General features: G+C 36.9%; 20 protein-coding genes and 1 tRNA gene. 7 read left to right on the top strand and 14 right to left on the bottom strand.

Annotation, left to right across the window (positions count from 1 at the left end):
- The first annotated feature begins 144 nt into the window (after positions 1 to 144).
- Entirely contained in the window at positions 145 to 876 is a 732-nt protein-coding gene (locus ASG21_RS15035) for a class I SAM-dependent methyltransferase (protein WP_056081916.1), read from the top strand.
- Positions 877 to 909: 33 nt separating this feature from the next.
- Here ASG21_RS15035 and ASG21_RS15030 read toward each other — a convergent pair whose 3' ends face one another.
- The 4 genes from ASG21_RS15030 to hpt all read right to left on the bottom strand — a co-directional run bounded on the left by ASG21_RS15030 (position 910) and on the right by hpt (position 3,969).
- Positions 910 to 1,554 carry a porin family protein gene (locus tag ASG21_RS15030; protein WP_056081913.1) on the bottom strand — a complete coding sequence of 215 codons (645 nt, stop codon included), beginning with the start codon at positions 1,552 to 1,554 and terminating at the stop codon, positions 910 to 912.
- An 82-nt stretch (positions 1,555 to 1,636) separates the two neighbouring features.
- Entirely contained in the window at positions 1,637 to 2,620 is a 984-nt protein-coding gene (obgE, locus tag ASG21_RS15025; protein WP_056081910.1) for a GTPase ObgE, read from the bottom strand.
- A 71-nt stretch (positions 2,621 to 2,691) separates the two neighbouring features.
- The gene (locus ASG21_RS15020; RefSeq protein ID WP_056081906.1) at positions 2,692 to 3,270 is read right to left on the bottom strand and encodes an adenylate kinase; all 579 of its coding nucleotides are present in this window, start codon (positions 3,268 to 3,270) and stop codon (positions 2,692 to 2,694) included.
- Positions 3,271 to 3,414: 144 nt separating this feature from the next.
- Positions 3,415 to 3,969, bottom strand: coding sequence for a hypoxanthine phosphoribosyltransferase (gene hpt, locus ASG21_RS15015; RefSeq protein ID WP_056081904.1), 555 nt, complete (start codon positions 3,967 to 3,969; stop codon positions 3,415 to 3,417).
- Positions 3,970 to 4,534: 565 nt separating this feature from the next.
- On the opposite strand from hpt, the gene abc-f reads away from it, so the two are divergent.
- Positions 4,535 to 6,130 (top strand): ribosomal protection-like ABC-F family protein, encoded by a 1,596-nt coding sequence (abc-f, locus tag ASG21_RS15010; protein ID WP_056081901.1) that lies wholly within the window; start codon positions 4,535 to 4,537, stop codon positions 6,128 to 6,130.
- 45 nt (positions 6,131 to 6,175) lie between these two features.
- On the opposite strand, the gene ASG21_RS15005 is transcribed toward abc-f, so the two are convergent.
- The gene (locus ASG21_RS15005; protein ID WP_056081897.1) at positions 6,176 to 6,475 is read right to left on the bottom strand and encodes a type II toxin-antitoxin system RelE/ParE family toxin; all 300 of its coding nucleotides are present in this window, start codon (positions 6,473 to 6,475) and stop codon (positions 6,176 to 6,178) included.
- Positions 6,475 to 6,723, bottom strand: coding sequence for a type II toxin-antitoxin system ParD family antitoxin (locus ASG21_RS15000; protein ID WP_056081894.1), 249 nt, complete (start codon positions 6,721 to 6,723; stop codon positions 6,475 to 6,477). The genes ASG21_RS15005 and ASG21_RS15000 overlap by 1 nt, the downstream gene beginning before the upstream one ends.
- 188 nt (positions 6,724 to 6,911) lie before the next feature.
- Here ASG21_RS15000 and ASG21_RS14995 point away from each other — a divergent pair, with 188 nt between their 5' ends.
- A complete protein-coding gene (locus ASG21_RS14995; protein WP_056081891.1) occupies positions 6,912 to 8,198 on the top strand; it encodes an adenylosuccinate synthase in 1,287 nt (428 codons plus the stop codon).
- A 106-nt stretch (positions 8,199 to 8,304) separates the two neighbouring features.
- Here the strand turns inward: ASG21_RS14995 and metQ are convergent, their stop codons facing one another.
- From metQ to ASG21_RS14975, 4 genes are all read right to left on the bottom strand, one after another.
- Positions 8,305 to 9,114 (bottom strand): methionine ABC transporter substrate-binding lipoprotein MetQ, encoded by an 810-nt coding sequence (gene metQ / locus ASG21_RS14990; RefSeq protein WP_056081890.1) that lies wholly within the window; start codon positions 9,112 to 9,114, stop codon positions 8,305 to 8,307.
- Positions 9,115 to 9,386: 272 nt separating this feature from the next.
- The gene (metI, locus tag ASG21_RS14985) at positions 9,387 to 10,043 is read right to left on the bottom strand and encodes a methionine ABC transporter permease MetI (RefSeq protein WP_056081886.1); all 657 of its coding nucleotides are present in this window, start codon (positions 10,041 to 10,043) and stop codon (positions 9,387 to 9,389) included.
- Positions 10,036 to 11,064: an ATP-binding cassette domain-containing protein gene (locus ASG21_RS14980; protein WP_056081884.1), complete on the bottom strand. Its 1,029-nt coding sequence runs from the start codon at positions 11,062 to 11,064 to the stop codon at positions 10,036 to 10,038. Before ASG21_RS14980 ends, metI begins: the two co-directional genes overlap by 8 nt.
- A 15-nt stretch (positions 11,065 to 11,079) precedes the next feature.
- The gene (locus ASG21_RS14975; RefSeq protein ID WP_056081881.1) at positions 11,080 to 12,078 is read right to left on the bottom strand and encodes an EamA family transporter; all 999 of its coding nucleotides are present in this window, start codon (positions 12,076 to 12,078) and stop codon (positions 11,080 to 11,082) included.
- A 358-nt stretch (positions 12,079 to 12,436) separates the two neighbouring features.
- Between ASG21_RS14975 and ASG21_RS20445 the strand changes: the two genes are divergently transcribed.
- Together ASG21_RS20445 and ASG21_RS14970 are read left to right on the top strand one after the other, a co-directional pair.
- Positions 12,437 to 12,667: a metallophosphoesterase gene (locus ASG21_RS20445; protein WP_199767882.1), complete on the top strand. Its 231-nt coding sequence runs from the start codon at positions 12,437 to 12,439 to the stop codon at positions 12,665 to 12,667.
- 9 nt (positions 12,668 to 12,676) lie between these two features.
- The gene (locus ASG21_RS14970) at positions 12,677 to 13,183 is read left to right on the top strand and encodes a metallophosphoesterase (RefSeq protein ID WP_199767881.1); all 507 of its coding nucleotides are present in this window, start codon (positions 12,677 to 12,679) and stop codon (positions 13,181 to 13,183) included.
- Between the two features lie 60 nt (positions 13,184 to 13,243).
- On the opposite strand, the gene ASG21_RS14965 is transcribed toward ASG21_RS14970, so the two are convergent.
- Positions 13,244 to 13,323: transfer RNA gene (locus ASG21_RS14965), tRNA-Leu, on the bottom strand.
- Positions 13,324 to 13,400: 77 nt separating this feature from the next.
- The gene (locus ASG21_RS14960) at positions 13,401 to 14,162 is read right to left on the bottom strand and encodes an MBL fold metallo-hydrolase (RefSeq protein ID WP_056081878.1); all 762 of its coding nucleotides are present in this window, start codon (positions 14,160 to 14,162) and stop codon (positions 13,401 to 13,403) included.
- 55 nt (positions 14,163 to 14,217) lie between these two features.
- On the opposite strand from ASG21_RS14960, the gene ASG21_RS14955 reads away from it, so the two are divergent.
- The gene (locus ASG21_RS14955; protein ID WP_056081874.1) at positions 14,218 to 15,645 is read left to right on the top strand and encodes a hypothetical protein; all 1,428 of its coding nucleotides are present in this window, start codon (positions 14,218 to 14,220) and stop codon (positions 15,643 to 15,645) included.
- 11 nt (positions 15,646 to 15,656) lie between these two features.
- Entirely contained in the window at positions 15,657 to 16,106 is a 450-nt protein-coding gene (locus tag ASG21_RS14950; protein WP_056081872.1) for a GAF domain-containing protein, read from the top strand.
- A 291-nt stretch (positions 16,107 to 16,397) separates the two neighbouring features.
- Here ASG21_RS14950 and ASG21_RS14945 read toward each other — a convergent pair whose 3' ends face one another.
- Both ASG21_RS14945 and mgtE read right to left on the bottom strand, forming a co-directional pair.
- Positions 16,398 to 17,123, bottom strand: a complete 726-nt coding sequence (locus tag ASG21_RS14945; protein ID WP_056081869.1) for a helical backbone metal receptor — start codon at positions 17,121 to 17,123, stop codon at positions 16,398 to 16,400.
- Positions 17,124 to 17,149: 26 nt separating this feature from the next.
- Positions 17,150 to 18,472: a magnesium transporter gene (gene mgtE, locus ASG21_RS14940; protein ID WP_056081866.1), complete on the bottom strand. Its 1,323-nt coding sequence runs from the start codon at positions 18,470 to 18,472 to the stop codon at positions 17,150 to 17,152.
- Between the last annotated feature and the right edge of the window lie 30 nt (positions 18,473 to 18,502).

Genomic DNA, 18,502 nt, shown 5'->3' with positions numbered 1-18,502 from the left:
TCAACTTTTGGCGGTTCAATAATTTTTAAATGTTGTGTCGGGTTGTACAATAAGTATTCCAATGAAATATCTGAAAGAATTTTGAATGTAAAGCCACCAGTTTTTCTCTAAATTTTTGTTATTTTGAAGTCTGATAAAAGCAGTATGTACAATTTTCTTAAATCAATTGTTAAAAATATTATTCCCAAAGAAATTCTGATTAAAAATGAAGATCAGTTTCGGAAATTATTAAAACCTTTTTATCAGGGGGAAAATCACATTTGTAATATCTGCCAGACGAATTTGAAACAATTTGTAAAACTGGAAAATGGTGATTTAATCTGTCCGGTTTGCGGAAGCTTACCAAGAACAAGAAGACTTAATCTTCTTCTGGAAACTCATTATTTAAAACCAAATTCTGCTTTTCTTGATTTTTCACCTTCAAGAATGCTGTACAAAAAATGGAAAAAAAGAAAAGATATTTCTTATTTTCCAACTGATTTTGAAAATGAATTTTTGTCTGACTACCGTTTTGACATCACAAAAATAGACGTGAAAGAAAACACTTTTGATCTGATTGTCTGCTATCATATTTTAGAGCATATTGTAAAAGATGAAATTGCAATGAAAGAACTGTACAGAGTCTTGAAAAAAGACGGTCACATTCTCATTCAAACGCCTTTTAAAAATGGAGAAATCTATGAAGATTACAGTAAAACAACGCCTCAGGACAGGTTAAAGTATTTCGGACAGGACGATCACGTAAGAATTTATTCAGTTTCGGGACTTGAAAAACGATTAAATGGTGCAGGTTTCAAAACCAATGTTCAGATTTTTGAAGAAGATATCTATCAGGGTTTTTCAAAAAATGAAGTGGTAATTGTCTGCAAAAAATAAAAGAGAAACTTTTCAGCTTCTCTTTTCAATATTTTAATTAAATCTGTAACCTACACCGGCCTGCAGAAAACCAATTTTTGTTTCAAAACCTTTCCTGTGAGTATCAAAAAAGTTGAAACTGTATCTTGCGTCAATAAAAAACTGATCAGTTATTTTATACTCTGCACCTAAAAAAGGGAAAAGATTCAGCGTTTTATAGTCAACCAGATCCTGAGAATCTGTACCGTTTACAATTACATCGGTTTTCATTTTTTCAGAAAGATTAATGCCAAAATTCATTCCTGCCGAAGCTGAAAATCTCGGGACAAAATAATATTTAACCGAAACTGGAATCTGAATCTGAGTAAATTGATAATTAAAATCTACGTTTCCCATCTCAACGATTTCGTTGCCGACGAGCTGTACGAGAGGAAGAGAATCTGTACCACCAATCTGTGTGTACAAAGCTTCAGCCTGAATGCTTACGTTTGATGAAACTGGTTTTTCCGCAACAAATCCTGCATAGAAATAAGACTTGGAATCGAGTTTGTCATCGAATATTTTCATGTTTGATAACGAATAACCCGCTTTCACTCCAAATTTAAATTTTTTGTCGAAATCCGGTGTTGATGCTGATTCCTGAGCACTCATAAGTCCCGAAATTGTGACCGATAAGGTCAAAAAAAAATTCTTAGTCATTTTTTTTAGTTTAATTTTAAATCTAACGGAGATCCTTTAAAGAAATTGTGCTGTAAAGAGAATTTACAGCACAATTATTATTTTATCCGTGAAGTTGTTTCCAGATGGCATCCTTCAGTTCGATGAGGCCTTCACCGGTGACACCCGAGAAAAACAGAGGTTGCCTGTTTTCGGGAAATTCTGCTGAAATTTCTTTTCTCAGTTCATCATCCAAGAGATCTGCTTTTGAAACAGAAATGATGAAATCTTTATCTAAAAGTTCAGGATTGTATTCCTTCAGTTCATTTTCAAGAATTTTAAACTCCTGAAAATGCTGTTCAGAATCTGCAGGAATCAAAAACAGTAAGATAGAATTTCTTTCGATATGTCTCAGGAATCTGTGTCCTAAACCTTTACCTTCTGCGGCACCTTCAATAATTCCCGGAATATCAGCCATCACAAAAGACTTGTAATTTCTGTAATCTACAATTCCTAAGTTGGGAGTCAATGTGGTGAAAGCGTAATTGGCAATTTTCGGTTTTGCAGCAGAAACAGAGGCCAAAAGTGTAGATTTTCCGGCATTTGGGAAACCTACCAAACCAACATCGGCAAGGATTTTAAGTTCGAAAACGATGTATCCTTCCTGTCCGTCCATTCCCGGCTGGGCAAAACGGGGTGTCTGGTTGGTAGAAGATTTGAAAAATTCATTTCCCCGTCCACCTTTTCCGCCTTCCATCAGGATGATTTCCTGACCGTCTTCCAGGATTTCCCCTACAACTTCACCATCTTCGTTTTTAGCAATGGTTCCAATGGGAACATCGATGTAAACATCTTCTCCGAAGGCTCCTGTGAGCTGGTTTTTGGCTCCGTTCTGTCCGCGCTCCGCTTTTACGTGACGCGTATAACGAAGCGGAAGTAAAGTCCATTCGTGTGCATTTCCTCTCATGATCACGTGACCGCCGCGACCTCCGTCACCACCGTCAGGACCACCTTTGGGAATATATTTTTCACGGCGGAGATGGGCAGAACCTGCACCACCGTGACCGCTTTTACAATGGATTTTTACGTAATCTACAAAATTGCTCATGCTTCAATTTGAAATTGAAAATTTGAAGTTTGAAATTCAATCTCGAATCTCAAACTTCAAATCTCAAATTATTATTTTATTTTTTCTACTTCAGCAAAAAGCATTTCAGAGATCTCACTGATTTCTCCTACACCGTTGATCTCAACGTATTTGCCCTGCTGCTTATATAATTCTGCAACTTCTGCAGTTTTTGCGTAATATTCTTTGATTCTGCTTCCGATGATTTCTGCATTGCTGTCGTCGGTTCTTCCGCTGGTTTCGCCTCTTTTCAAAAGTCTTTCCAGTAAAATATCGTCTGCCACAACCAGAGAAAGACATATATCGATCTCATCATTCAGTTCTTCTTTTACAATCTTTTCCAAAGCTTCTGTCTGAACTGCAGTTCTTGGATAACCGTCGAAAATAAATCCTGAAGCATCGGTCGGTTTTCTGATCTCGTCAATCAGCATATCTGTTGTTACCTGATCCGGAACCAATTCTCCTTTATCGATGTACGATTTAGCCAGTTTCCCAAGTTCGGTATCATTTTTCATATTGAATCTGAAAAGATCACCCGTTGAGATTTGCTTTAAATTGAATTTTTCGATTAAGTTTTGAGCTTGTGTACCTTTTCCACTTCCCGGAGGGCCAAACAGAACAATGTTTATCATAATGTGGTTTTGCTGTTGGCAGCTGGCAATTGGCTTTTGGCGGTTTGCTTTTTGCTTTCAGCTATTTTTAGTTATTATTAAAATTTATTTCTTTCTATTTTTCTAAATTAAGGCTAAAAGCTATCTGCTAAAAGCCAACAGCCGTTAATGGTTGATTTGTCCGTCAGCCAGTTGATATAAGTTGGGTAAATTTCTTCCCAATTCATCATAATCAAGGCCGTAACCCAAAACAAATTTGTTAGGAATTTCTTTTCCGATATAATCAAGTTTGAAATCTTTCTTATACACTTCAGGCTTTAAAAGGAATGAAGCGATTTTTACAGACTTCGGACGTTGTGTTTCGTTGAAATACTTAAATAAACTTTCAACTGTGTTTCCTGTGTCTACAATATCTTCTACTAAGATGATGTGACGGTCTTTAACGTCTTTCGTCAGCTCCATTTTCTGGTAAACGATTCCGGTAGATTCTGTACCTGCGTACGAGCTCATCTGGATAAATGCAATTTCGCATTCTCCCGGATAATGTTTTAAAAGATCAGAAAAAAACATGATTACGCCATTCAAAACACCAATGAAAACAGGAACTTCATCCTTATAATCTTCATAAATTTTCAGAGCGGTAGCTTTTACAATCTCCTGAATCTCGGCATCCTCTAAATAAGGCACAAAAGTTTTGTCGTGAACTTGAATACTTTCCATAAAATTTTTAGTAGGCGGCAAAGTTACGGATTTTTGATGAAAATGTTTTGGTGTTTTTATTGCTGATTTAATAATAAGGTTGTGAAAACTGTATTCTGAAATAATTTAAACACAAATTATCACGAATATTTTCATAAATAATACAATTCCTGTCATTCTGAATGTAAAGAAGGAGAGTAATAAAATTTATTTTCTTCAGTATGACCACAATATTTTCCACACCACCTGTCATCCCGTAGGGATATAAACAAAGTTTTAAGATAGAGTAGGGAAAGTTTGTATCTGGATCTGACGGGATGACATCAATAGGTAATCATTTGCAGTGGTGATAAGAAGTGTTCAATTTAAATCCCGACAAAATCTTTAGCCCCGATTGAAGAGAAAATCCTTTTTTGAAAAAAAAGATTGTAACGGAAAGCGGGAATCAGCTTCAAAAAATAAAAATCTTTATCTTTGCAACTCACAAACCCCAAAACCTCAGACATGTAGAATTTAATTTCTTTCAGATTTAATCAACAGTAACATAAAAGTTATTGAAGTTCAACCTTAATTAAATAAAGAAATTATGCTTTTTCTACACCATATATCCTTTGGGTTTCCTGCGGGAAATCTGCTTTTCAATTCTATTAACTTAACGATGCCTACTCACTCAAAATCTGCTTTGGTCGGCAGCAACGGCACGGGAAAATCGACTTTGCTGAAAATCATGGCTCATGAAATTGAACCTTTGGAAGGGAACATCAATATTCAGGGAGATTTTTTTTATGTTCCGCAGATGTTTGGAAATTTTAATGACCTGACGATTGCGCAATGTCTAAAAATTGACAAAAAATTAGAAGCTCTTCAAAAAATCACGAGTGGCGAAGTGGATGAAATTTATTTTGAAATTTTAAATGACGACTGGGACATTGAAGAACGATGTCAGATTGCTTTACAGCATTGGAAATTAGAAAATTTAGATTTAAATCAAACCTTGGAAAGTCTGAGTGGCGGACAGAAAACAAAGGTTTTTCTTGCCGGAATTCAAATCAATCAGCCTGAAATTATTTTACTCGACGAACCGACCAATCATCTCGATTTGGAAGGACGGAATTTGCTGTACGATTTTATCGAAAAAACCAATTCAACAGTTGTGATTGTAAGTCATGACCGAGCCTTGCTGAATTTAGTAGATACGATATTTGAACTGAGCAATCAGGGAATTTCGACATACGGTGGAACTTATGATTTTTATGCCGAACAGAAAGAAATCGAAAATGAAGCGCTCCAAAATGATATTCATTCGAAAGAACGGGCACTGAAAAAAGCCAGAGAAAAGGAAAGGGAAACACTGGAACGAAAGCAAAAGCTTGATGCACGGGGAAAAGGAAAGCAGGAAAAATCGGGTGTGGCGAGAATTATGATGAACACGCTGCGGAATAATGCTGAGAAAAATTCTTCAAAATTAAAATCAATTCATGCCGAGAAAATTAATGATATTTCGGGTGACTTGCGGGATTTGCGTTCGTCGGTGAGAAATGCGGATCAGATGAAAGTAAATTTTAATGATTCCAATCTGCATTCGGGAAAAATTTTGATTTCGGCGGAGGAAATTAATTTTAAATATGATGAAGAAAATCTTTGGAAAGAAAATCTCAATTTTGAATTCCGAAGTGGTGACAGAATTTTGATTAAAGGTTCGAACGGTTCTGGGAAAACCACTTTGATCAGGCTCTTGTTGGGAGATTTGCAACCTTCTGTCGGGAAAATTTCTAAAACAGATTTTCAGACTATTTATATAGATCAGGAATATTCTCTGATTGACAGAAATGCGACGGTTTATGATTTTGCCCAACAGTTCAACGACAATGCAATGCCGGAATCTGAAGTGAGAACTTTACTGTCAAGATTTTTATTCGGAAAAGAAAATTGGGACAAAAAGTGTGATGTCTTGAGCGGAGGAGAAAGGCTGCGACTTCTGCTTTGCGGACTTTCCATCAGCAATAAAGCTCCTGATATAATTATTCTCGATGAACCTACGAATAATTTAGACCTTCAAAATGTGGAAATCCTGACGAATTCTATTAAGGATTATCATGGGACTTTGGTGGTGATTTCGCATGATGAAGTTTTTTTGGAAGAGATTAATGTGATGAGTAAGGTTTTTTTGATTGAGAATTAAGAGTCGCAAACCTAACGGGTTTATAAAACCCGTTAGGTTTTAGTTTTATTCATCCAATCTCGACGAAATATCCATTTGCTGATGAAGAATCCTAATGATTTCAATTTCTTCATTTTTAATATTGATTCTGTAAAATATAAAATGTGATTTTACTCTTGATCTGAAATATCCTTTTCTGATGTTACTGTAATCTTTACCTGATTTTGGATTTTCAGATAAGTATTCAATTTCATTCATAATCAAATCAAAATAATAATCAGCTTGTTCAGTTGACCAAGTCTCAAAAGTGTACAGCCAAATTTTTTCTAAATCGATTGATGCTTCTGTGCTTATTCTGTATTTCATTATTCAGCAGAATGTTTTTGATGCATTTTTTTTAAAAAATCTTTACGGTCAAAATTTTCTACAAATCCAGATTTTTCACCTTTTTTTAATTCGTTAACTAATTCAGATTTTTTAGATTCTTCGTACTCAAACATTCTTAATGCTGTTCTCACCACTTCGCTGGCGGAAGAAAACTTTCCAGATTTAATCTGTTGACTGATAAAATTGTCAAAATAATCGCCTAATAATATTGATGTGTTTTTTGCCATTAATAATTTTTAATCAAATATACCAATTATTGGTATATACTCAAAATTTATTTAATGAAGATATTATTCAATTAATTAAGTTTGAGAACACACATGATTTCCACCCACCCAAAAATAAAATCCACCGCAAATTTGCCCACCCAATTTTTTAAAAGTAATTTTGCATGAATCTAAAATAAAAGTAAAATATGTCAACTTACGTAGTTGTAGGTCTTCAGTATGGAGATGAAGGTAAAGGAAAAATCACGGATGTTTTATCGGCAAAATCTGATTACGTTGTTCGTTTCCAGGGGGGCGACAATGCTGGTCACACAGTTTATGTAGGCGATGAAAAATTTGTTTTGCACCTTCTTCCATCGGGAGTTCTTCAGTGCAAAGGGAAGTGTATCATTGCCAACGGTGTAGTGGTAAATCCTAAATCTTTCATTAAGGAGGTGAATCAGATCGAAAGCAAAGGCCTGAGAACTGATCACATTTTCATCAGCAGAAGAGCGCATGTCATCATGCCTTACCACATTCTTTTGGATACTTACCGTGAGGAAGAGCACGGAGGAACGCAGATCGGTACCACCAAAAAGGGAATCGGACCTTGCTACGAAGATAAAATCGCAAGAGTAGGAATCAGAATGATCGACCTTCTGAATCCTGAAATTTTAAGAGACAAAATCGAGAAAAACTTAAAAATAAAGAATTCTCTTTTCGAAAAATATTACGACAAACCGACTTTAGACGTTGAAGAAATCTACAACGAATATCTGGAAATCGGAAAACAGCTTCAGGACAGAATCGTTGATACTGAACTGGAATTAAACGAAGCCATCAGAGACGGTAAAAACGTATTGTTTGAAGGTGCTCAGGCTTTGATGTTGGATATCGACTTCGGAACGTATCCGTACGTAACTTCATCTTCTCCGTCAACCGGGGGAGTTTGTACAGGAGCGGGTGTTCCGCCAACTTCACTTCAGAATTTGATTGGTGTTGCCAAAGCATATTGCACAAGAGTAGGAAACGGACCTTTCCCTTCTGAACTGGACAATGAGTTGGGTGAAAGCATCAGACAGATTGGCGGTGAATTCGGAGCGACTACAGGAAGACCAAGAAGAACAGGTTGGTTAGACCTTGTTTCTTTGAAGCACGCCTGTATGATTAACGGAATCAATAATTTGGTAATCACTAAATTAGACGTTCTTACAGGAATTGAAAACCTGAAAATCGTTACGCATTACAAAACTGAAGACGGAAAAATCATCGATTATTTTACTTCATCAACAGAAAAATTATACAACTACGAGCCAATTTATCAGGATTTACCGGGTTGGAATGAAGATTTGACGAAAGTGAGAAGCTACGACGAACTTCCGGATACAGCTCAGAAATACATCGAGTTTATCGAAAAGTATCTGGGAATCAATGTTTATCTTGTTTCTGTAGGTCCTGAAAGAAGTCAGAACATCATCAGAAAAGAATTATTCTAAGGATTTTTTTTTAAAAATACAAAAACCGCTTTTTTACGAAAGCGGTTTTTTGTTTTTGTAAATTCGCAATTCACAATTCACAATTCACAATTGACCATTCACTCAATCATTTCCATCCCTTCACAGCGCCACCTTTAAAGATTTCTTTAGCTTTGTCTTCCACCTCTTTCGACTGATAGGCTTTGAGGAAATTCTTCACTTTGTCCGTATTTTTATTGTCTTCTCTTGAAACAACGACATTCATGTAAGGTGAATCCTTATCTTCTTTAAAAATTCCGTTTTTATCGGCATCCAACCCTGCCTGAGCTGCAAAATTATTGTTGATAACCGCAATCACAACTTCTTTGTCATCCAAAACCCTCGGAAGCTGGGGTGCTTCAATTTCTAAAATTTTTAGCTGCTTTGGATTTTCAGCGATGTCGGTAACTTTTGGCAGTAATCCGATACCATCTTTTAATTTTAATAAACCGTTTTTCTGTAATAAAAGCAGAGAACGTCCGCCGTTGGTTGGATCATTAGGAATAACGATTGTGTTTCCGTTTTGAAGTTCACTGATGCTTTTTATCTTTTTTGAATATGCAACAATAGGGTAAACAAACGTGTTTCCAATCACCGCTAATTTATAACCGCGCTGTTTCGACTGTTCATCAAGATAAGGAACGTGCTGAAAAGCATTGGCATCGATATCGCCATTGTTCAGCGCTTCATTCGGAACTACGTAATCATTGAATGAAACCAGTTCCACTTCAAGATTGTATTTTTCTTTCGCCACTTTTTTTGCAGTTTCCGCAATCTGCTGTTCCGGTCCGGAAGTGATTCCTACTTTGATGAAATTAGGGTCGTCTTTTTTTGGAGAGTTACACGCTCCGAACAAAAGCAGTCCTGCTGCTAAACTTAGAATTTTTATTTTTTTCATTGTAAATTATTTTTTTTTAAATGTTGGGTGAGGGATGATGGGTGCTGGAAGATGGAAGATGGAAGAGGGAGATGGGAGATGGAAGATGGGAGAGGGAGACGGAAGTAATGAGAAAGCACTTTCACTATTTTATTATCAATCAATTTTATCTCTAATAAAATCTTTGTACCTTAAAACTTTATACAGGATAAAAAAATCTTGCGCCTCTGAGTTTTACCATCAAGACTCAAACCCTCAAACCCTCAAACTCTCAAACTCTCCAACTCTCCAACTCATCTATGATCAACCCTCTTCGCCAATCGGTCTCCCGAAAACTGAATGATAAACACCAAAGCGACGAGCAATCCAAGCACGAGATTCATTATTAAAGCATCGTAACCGATATATCCGTACTGATAGCCAATCTGTCCCAATCCACCGGCTCCGACAGCTCCACCCATTGCGGAATAGCCTACCAGTGTGATTAAAGTAATCGTTGCATTATTAATGAGTGAAGGCAAAGCTTCAGGCAACAAAACTTTTCTGATAATCTGAAACGGTGTTGCTCCCAAAGCCCTCGTAGTTTCAATCAGTCCATTTGGAATTTCAAGAAGACTGTTTTCTACCAATCTTGCAATAAACGGAGCTGCTCCGATACTTAATGGAACCAGTGCAGCGTTCATTCCGATGGAAGTTCCGACGATTGATCTTGTGAAAGGAATCATCCACACAATCAGAATAATAAAAGGAATTGATCTGAAAATATTTACCAAAACCGACAGAATTCTGTTGTAAATGGTATTTTCCAACAGCTGTCCTTTTCGGGTAACGAAAAGCAGAATTCCCACCGGAAGACCGAGCACAAAACCGAAAAATCCTGAAACAAAAGTCATGTAAACGGTTTCCCAGACTCCTTTTGATAGAAGCGAAATTACAGAGTCACTAAGCATATCCTTTTAAAGTATTTTGAATGTTATTCTGATTAAAATAATAAATGGCTTTCTGATTTTCCTCACCTTCACCTTTCAGATGCAATAGGAGTTTTCCAAAGTTGGAATCGCCCAGATATTCCACGTCAGCTTTCAGAAGTTTATAGGGGATTTTATATTGATCGTAAATAATTGAAAGCAGTTCTTCAACGCTTATTTTTTCATTTAATTCGATTTCAACCAGCGGAAAAAGTCCGTCTTGCGGCTCTTTCTGTAGTTTTTTGCTGAGTTCCTGTGGTATAGTCATAACTCCCGAGTTTAAAAATTGTTTGATGATAGGATTTTCTCTGTTGGATATAATTTCACTCAGAGTTCCTTTAATTGCTAAATGTCCTTTATCGATAACAGCAACGTGGTTGCAGATCGCTTTGATGACTTCCATTTCGTGGGTGATCAGTAAAATGGTGATTCCAAGACGATGGTTGATGTCTCTCAGTAGCTGCAGAATAGATTGCGTTGTTGCGGGATCCAGCGCGCTGGTTGCTTCGTCGCAGAGCAGTAGGTAAGGATCATTGGCCAAAGCTCTGGCAATCGCAACCCTTTGTTTTTGTCCGCCAGATAAGCTTTTCGGATAGTCGTTCGCTTTGTCTTCCAGCCCGACAATTTTTAAAAGTTCGTTGACTTTATCACGGATTTTTTCTTTACTAAAATTATCAAGCTCCAATGGAAGCGCAATATTTTCAAAAACAGTTCTTGACGAAAGCAGATTAAAATGCTGAAAAATCATCCCGATCTTTTTACGCTCCTTTGCCAAGTGTTTTGAACTTAATTGGGTGAAGTCGGTACCGTTGATAATGATCTGTCCCTCATCCGGTCTCTCCAAAAGGTTAACTGTTCTGATTAAAGTACTTTTTCCGGCTCCCGAAAATCCAATAATGCCGACGATATCACCTTTTTCAATACTGAGATTTACGTTTTCCAAAGCTTTAAAAGACTGTTTCTTCTGATGGAAAGTTTTGGATATATTTTTAATTTCAATCATTTTTGATTTTTAAAATTACATGGGTTGATAAGGTCTGCTGATTCTTCCGAAATGTCTCGCAATTCTTCTGATTTTAGCTTTTGACCGTTTTGAAAGTTTAAAATATTTGGTGACATTGGTCAGTAAAACTCCGGTTAGTATGATGACCAATCCGTACAGTTGGTTTCCATTAATTGTCTGATTGGCAATGATAAATCCTGCAATCACGGTGACGATTGGATTAATATATGTGTGTGTACTCACGATGGCTGCAGGTTTTACCGACAAAAGCCAGATGTATGAAATATAGGCGATAATGGATCCGAAGAAAATCAGAAATAGCAGACCCAGCCAAGCCGATGTAGGAACTGATGTTGCAGAAAACCCAGTCCATTCATTTCTGAAAAAAGCAACTGCAAAAGCAGCCAGACCAGCCACGATTAACTGTTGAGAAATATTCATAAAAGTTGAATGATCTGCTGGATTTTTCTTGGAATATAAAGATCCCAAAACCCACGCAACAGAGCTCAAAGCCAAAACAATAAAAGCCGTAATTCGAAGTGATGAATTTACATTTTCAGTGTGTGAGTTGACGCTTCCGTTTAAGAATAAAATAAGTCCTACAAATCCCAATATCAGTCCGATCGGTATAAATTTATCTGAGAAATAATAGCTCCAGTTCTTTTTATCAATGGCGATAAACCAGAATGGTCCTGTTGCAATGGTAATGGCGGCTTCAGAGGCTGTGACGTATTGTTCGCCCCAAGCAACGAGCCCTGTTCCTCCGGTGAGAATCAGAATTCCGGTTACGGCATTTTTACCCCAGTTTTTTAATGAATCGGCTTTTTCTCCTTTCGCCACTAAATAGCCAATCAATAAAATTCCGGCAGCGAAAAATCTCAGTCCCGAAAGAATAAAGGGTGGAAATCCGTTTAATCCGAATGAAATGGCGAGGAACGTGATTCCCCAGATGATGTAAATGTTGACAAATGCTATGGGAACAAGCCATTTGTTTTTAAAATCAGTTGTTTTCATATTGTTTTTGTTGATTGGTTTTTGCAAATAAAAAAGGCTCTACAACGTGGTAAAGCCTTTATAAAATGTCATAATAAAAGTTTAAGCTCATCCACTAAAATTCCTGTACAAAGGCATACAGCACTGCATCATCATATAATTGATGCGCATCTTCTTCATTGAATTGTATCTGAATCTTGTCTTCATTTTCATTGTTAAACCTGATTACGGATGCAAATATAAAACATATATTTCTATTAGTCTACTTTTCTAGTAGACTTTTTAAATATTCGAATTTAAACGCTTGATTTTTAGATTTTTATTTTTTTAAATCAAATCTGTTTGCAGTTTTTAGTTTAAATTAAATTATTTTTAAATCATGAAAATTCAAATCATCAGTGATTTACATCAGGAATTTGGTTTTACTGATTTATCTTTTGATAATGCAGATGTAGTTGTGCTGGCAGGAGATATCAATTTAGGAACAAAAGGAATTGAATGGATTAAAACCAAAATTCCCGGTAAACCTGTAATTTATATTTTAGGAAATCACGAATATTACAAAGGATCATATCCGAAAACTTTAAATAAAATCAAAGCAGCTGCTTAAAATTCTAATGTGTTTGTGCTCGAAGATTCTTTTATGGATATTGAAGATGTAAGATTTCATGGCGCAACTTTATGGACAGACTTCTCTATTTTTGGAAGTCCTATGGCTTACGGAAGTCTTTGTCAGACTGAAATGAATGATTATAAATTAATCAGACTTGATCCCTCTTATTCGAAGATGAGAAGTATTGATACATTTAAAATACATCAAATCTCAAAACACTGGCTAAAAGAAAGTCTGGAAACTTCAAAAGGACTGAAAAACATTGTTGTCACACATCACGCGCCGAGTCTCCAATCAGTTCCTGAACATTTCAAAACTGATCCTGTCACGTCTGCCTACGCTTCCAACTTAGAAGATTTTATTGAACTGCATCAGCCGCTGTTTTGGATTCACGGCCACATTCACACACCTTCAAGATATAAAATAGGAGAAACCGAAGTCATCTGTAATCCGCATGGTTACGTTACTGAAAAATATAATGGTTTTGATAAGGAACTGATAGTAGAAATATAAAAGTTTTGAATGAGATATAGTGAAAAAACAAAAAAAACCACTGATAATCAGTGGTTTCTGTACCCAGGACCGGGATCGAACCGGTACTCCTAAGAACTGGTGTTTGAGACCAGCGCGTCTACCAATTCCGCCACCTGGGCTGGTGTTACATTGCTGTAAATCGGTGTGCAAATATAGAAAGTTTTATTAAAACTCAAAAATTATTTTAAATAAAATTTTAGAAATTTATTTCCATACCGTCGTAGGCAAGATGCATTCCGGCCGGAAGTTGTTCTTCTTCAATATCATATAATCCAAAATGATGGCTGATATGGGTCAGAAATATTTTTTTTGGTTTAAACTCTTCCTGCAGTCTGATCACATCAGGCAAAATAAAATGGGCAGGATGCGGATCGAATTTACGGATGCAGTTTACAATCAGTACATCCAGATCCTTCAGTTTTTCTTTATCGGTAATCGAGCTCGCATCGGTGATGTAAGCCAGTTTCTTAAATTTAAAACCTAAAATCGGTAGTGTATGATGATTCACTGCAACAGGATCGATTTCTGTATCTTCAAAAGTAAATTTCCGGTTGGTAATAGAGTGCAGGTCAAAAGCCGGAGCTCCGGGATATCTTACGTCTGCAAAGGCATACGGAAATCTGTTTCTCACCTCATTTCCGACCCTTTCAAGGCAGTAAACAGGCATGTTTTTTCCGGTTTTGAAAATCAAAGGTCTCATATCATCAAGTCCGATCACATGGTCGTTGTGTTCGTGGGTAATCAGTACGATGTCAATATGTCCCTCATTATTCAGAAGCATTTGCTGCCGGAAATCGGGGCCACAGTCGATGAGGATTTTTTTTCCTTCATCCGAGGTAATCATCACTGAAGACCTGAATCGTGTATCTTTTGGATTGGCAGACTTACAAACCTCGCATTCGCATCCAATAACGGGAACGCCCTGTGAGGTTCCGGTGCCTAAAAATTTCAACTTCATTTTCTTTCGAGGTTGGTTTAATTTTGGTAAATTTACGAAAAAATTACACGTCCTAATGTATCAGAAACTTACGCCCAAGCAAAAAGCATTGACAATAAATCTAGATCCTACTATTTATGGTACTTTCGCAGAAATTGGAGCAGGGCAGGAGACCGTTCGGCATTTTTTCAGAGCAGGAGGAGCGTCGTCTACCATCGCAAAGGCCATGTCAGCCTACGATAAAGATTTCAGTGATGCCATTTATGGTAAAGAGGTTAAAAACAGATATGTTACCCAAAACCGTCTGCGCAAAATGCTCAGGTATGAGGTGGCATTGATAGAAGAACGTATCTCGCGGGAAAATCATCCCAACAGAAAGTATTTTTCTTACGCCAACACCGTTACGACGATTAATTTTGACAAAACTTTAAAAGGCCACGGCTGGGTAGGAATCCGTTTTCAGAGTGAAGTGGATGCTCAGTACAATGAGATCGTGATTCACGTTAAATTCAAAGAAAATGACGCTACTTTACAGCAGGAAACGCTTGGTAATTTAGGTGTTAACTTAATCTACGGAGCTTACAAATATTCAGATAATCCGAGAAATTTAATTGAGTCTCTCTACGACGATATAGCAAAAGACAATCTTGAAATCGATATGATAGATTTCAGCGGACCTGTTTTCGATTATGTAGACAACCGTCTGATGTCACTGCAACTCGTGAAAAACGGAATGACCGACGCTGTAGTTTTCAATTCTGAAGGCAACAATATGCTTCCCGCAGATCTTCTGTACAAGAAAAATATTTTTGCGGTAAGAGGAAGTTTCAGACCTGTAACTAAGGTTAACATCGACATGCTGGAAAGCGGTATCGAAATGTTTATGAAAGATTCTCAGTGTACTCAGGAGCAGACCGAAATTTTCATTGAAATTACCATCTCAAACCTGCGTGCAGACGGAGATATCGACGAAAGAGATTTCCTCGACAGAGTGGATGTTTTAGGAAAATTGGGTTACACGGTTATTATTTCAAATTTCTCAGAATACTACAGACTTATCGATTACTTCTCCGCTTACACTACCGGCGATATCGGTGTTGCAATGGGTGTAAACAACCTGTTGATGGTATTTGACGAGAAATACTACAAAAATCTTTCTGGAGGAATTCTTGAGGCATTCGGTAAATTCTTCAGAAACGGAATGCGGGTATATCTTTATCCTTACAAAGATCCTGAAACGCAGGAGCTTCTTAATTCTACAACACTGAAAGTGGGTGATAATCTGAAGGAACTTTACAAATATTTCAAAACCAATGACAGAATTGTAGATATTGAAAACTTCAACCCTGAATTCCTGGAGATTTATTCAAGAGAAATTCTCAGAAAGATTACATGCAATATTGCCGGCTGGGAAGATCAGATCCCTGAAGGCGTGGCAGATATGATTAAAGAACGAAGCATGTTTGGCTACAAAAAAGAACTTTCACTGAAACAATTCTCGTAAAATATAAAATAATGTCAGAATTAAAAAAGAGACTTTCGTCTATTCTTGAAAGTCCGAAACATAATACAGAAGAGAAACTTGAAAAGGTTTGCCACCTGTTGGATCAGGAAATTTCCTACTTCAATTGGACGGGTTTTTACTTCAAAAACGGAGATAAAGATGAGTTGAAACTTGGTCCTTACGTGGGAGCAGAAACAGATCACATCATCATTCCTTACGGAAAAGGAATTTGCGGACAGGTAGCAGTTTCCAATGAAACTTTCATCGTTCCCGACGTGCATTTGCAGGACAACTATCTGAGCTGCTCCATCGATACAAAAGCTGAAATCGTTGTTCCGATCTTTAAAAACGGCGAAAATATTGGTCAGATAGATATCGATTCCCATACGATTGATCCTTTTACAAAAGAAGATTTAGAATTATTGGAATGGCTTTGTAATGAAGTTTCCAGGATTCTGTAATCTTATTTAAATTTTAAAACATAAAACTCAGATTTCGGTCTGAGTTTTTTTATTAACAGGAGCTGACTTTAGTCCGCTTTCATTTTTTGTAGAATACCGAACTTTAGCCAAAGTATAAATGAAACTTTTGTTGGAATTATTTATTTGAAAATAATTAAATGCTTTGTTATTTAAAAAGCCTTTAAAGGGCGAAAACAATAGCATAGGGTGAAGCCCTATGAATAATCAGATAAAGTAATCATAAGCCCTGAAAGGGCGAACTCACATTTAAATTCTATAACCGAAAATATTTTAATGAAATTCCGAAACCAACTCTTTAAAATAATCCTCACACTTCGCAATATGCGTCCCATACCATGAAAATGCCTCGCCATCTACAATCATGATTTTCTTGTTAGGATAAATCTCTTTCAATTCCAGAATATGCTTTTCTTTAAACGGAAAAGGCTCCGACGAGAGCATAATAACATCGGCACCAGCCAGATCTTCAACTTGAATTTCAGGATAACGTTTTCGGTCTTCAAATAAATTTTTAAAACCGATTTCTTGTAAAACTTTATCAATAAAAGTATCTGAGCCAACCGTCATGTAAGGATTTTTCCAGATCAGATATGCCGCTTTTACAGGAGAATTTATTTTTGAATTTTGAAGAACGTCATAAATTTTCAGATTATACTGTTGTGCTTTTTCTTCTTTATTAAAAAGGTTTCCAAGGGTTTTCAGAAGGTAATAATTGTCTTCGATATTTTCAACATTGGTCACCATCACTTTAAAATCTTTCATGAGATCCTCAACCTGTTCTTTCACATTCTCTTCCTTATTGGCAAGAATAATATCAGGTTGTAAACTTTTAATTTTCTCCAGATTAAGATTTTTTGTCCCACCGATGATTTCTACATTTTTCACTTTTTCTCTTGGGTGAATGCAGAATTTTGTCCTTCCGACGATTTCATTTTCCGTTAAACCTAAATCGAATAAAGCCTCAGTAATTGAGGGTACGAGAGAAACTACTTTCATTGAATAATTTTAGATGGTGTCTAAAATTACAAAAGTTTTCCGGTTAAAAACATTGCGGCAATTGTAAAATAGATAATCAGTCCGGTTACATCGACCAGTGTTGCCACGAATGGTGCAGATGAGGTTGCAGGATCAAGATCGAATTTTTTAAGGATAAACGGAACCATAGAACCGGAAATTGTTCCCCAAAGTACAATCATCGCCAGAGAAATCCCTGCGCTGATGCCGATGAAAAACCAGTAATCTCCATAATCAAACCAGCCAAGTTCGTGCCAGATCATAATTCTGAAAAACCCGATCACTCCGAGAAAAGTTCCCAGAATAATTCCGGTAAGAAGCTCTTTTTTCATTACGATCCACCAGTCTTTTATCGTAATTTCCTGTAAAGCCATAGCACGGATGATCAGCGTTGCTGCCTGCGATCCTGAATTTCCGCCACTGGAAATAATCAAAGGAATAAACAGGGCTAAAACGACAGCTTTTTCAATTTCATTTTCATAAAAACCCATTACTGATGCGGTAATCAACTGTAAGAAGAAAAGTACAATCAGCCAGAGACCTCTTTTTTTAATCATTTCCCACCAGTGCGTCTGAATATAAGGATCATCCAACGCGTCTACACCCCCGAATTTCTGAATATCTTCTGTATTCTGAGATTCAATCTGATCTAAGATATCGTCAATCGTAACAATTCCTACCAAAACTCCTGCTTCAGTAACGATGGGAAGTGCAGCACGGTCGTATTTTTCAAAATACTGAACTGCATCTTCTTTTGAAGTTGTTGTTGTAATTGCGACGAAATGATTATCTGTAATTTCTGAAATGAGAGTTTCTTCTTCCTCTAAAAGCAGACTTCCCAGAGCAATATCGTCAATCAGTCGGTTTCTTTCGTCAACTACGTAAAGGTAATTCATCGTTTCTACCTTGCTTCCTACTTTTTTAATCTGCTGAAGACATCTTTTTATCGTCCATTCTTTTCGGATCTGGATGTAGTAAGGCGTCATCAGACGGGCGATGGAATCAGAATCGTAACCCAAAAGTTTCAGTGCAATTCTTCTTTCCTGAGGATTAAGATGATTGATGGAATATTTGATAAGTTCATCCGGAAAATCTTCAAACAGGGAAGTTCTGTCATCCGGAGTCATCGCATTCAGGATTTCAGAAACCTCGGCACTTGTGATGCTTCGGATGGTTTCTTCCTGAAAATCAGGGTCAAGATGCGAGAAAACGTCAGCTTTGTATTCTTTCGGAACTTTCAGAAATGCCAACAGTCTTTCGTCAGCGGGTAATTCGCTGAGTGTTTCGGCAATGTCGGCAGGGTTGAAGATAAGTTCGTCAGATTGATTCAAGATAGAAATTTTAGCTATGCAAAAATAAAT

This window comes from Chryseobacterium sp. Leaf394, assembly GCF_001424105.1.
Classification (GTDB): domain Bacteria; phylum Bacteroidota; class Bacteroidia; order Flavobacteriales; family Weeksellaceae; genus Chryseobacterium.
This window is presented reverse-complemented; position numbering and strand designations above follow the sequence as displayed.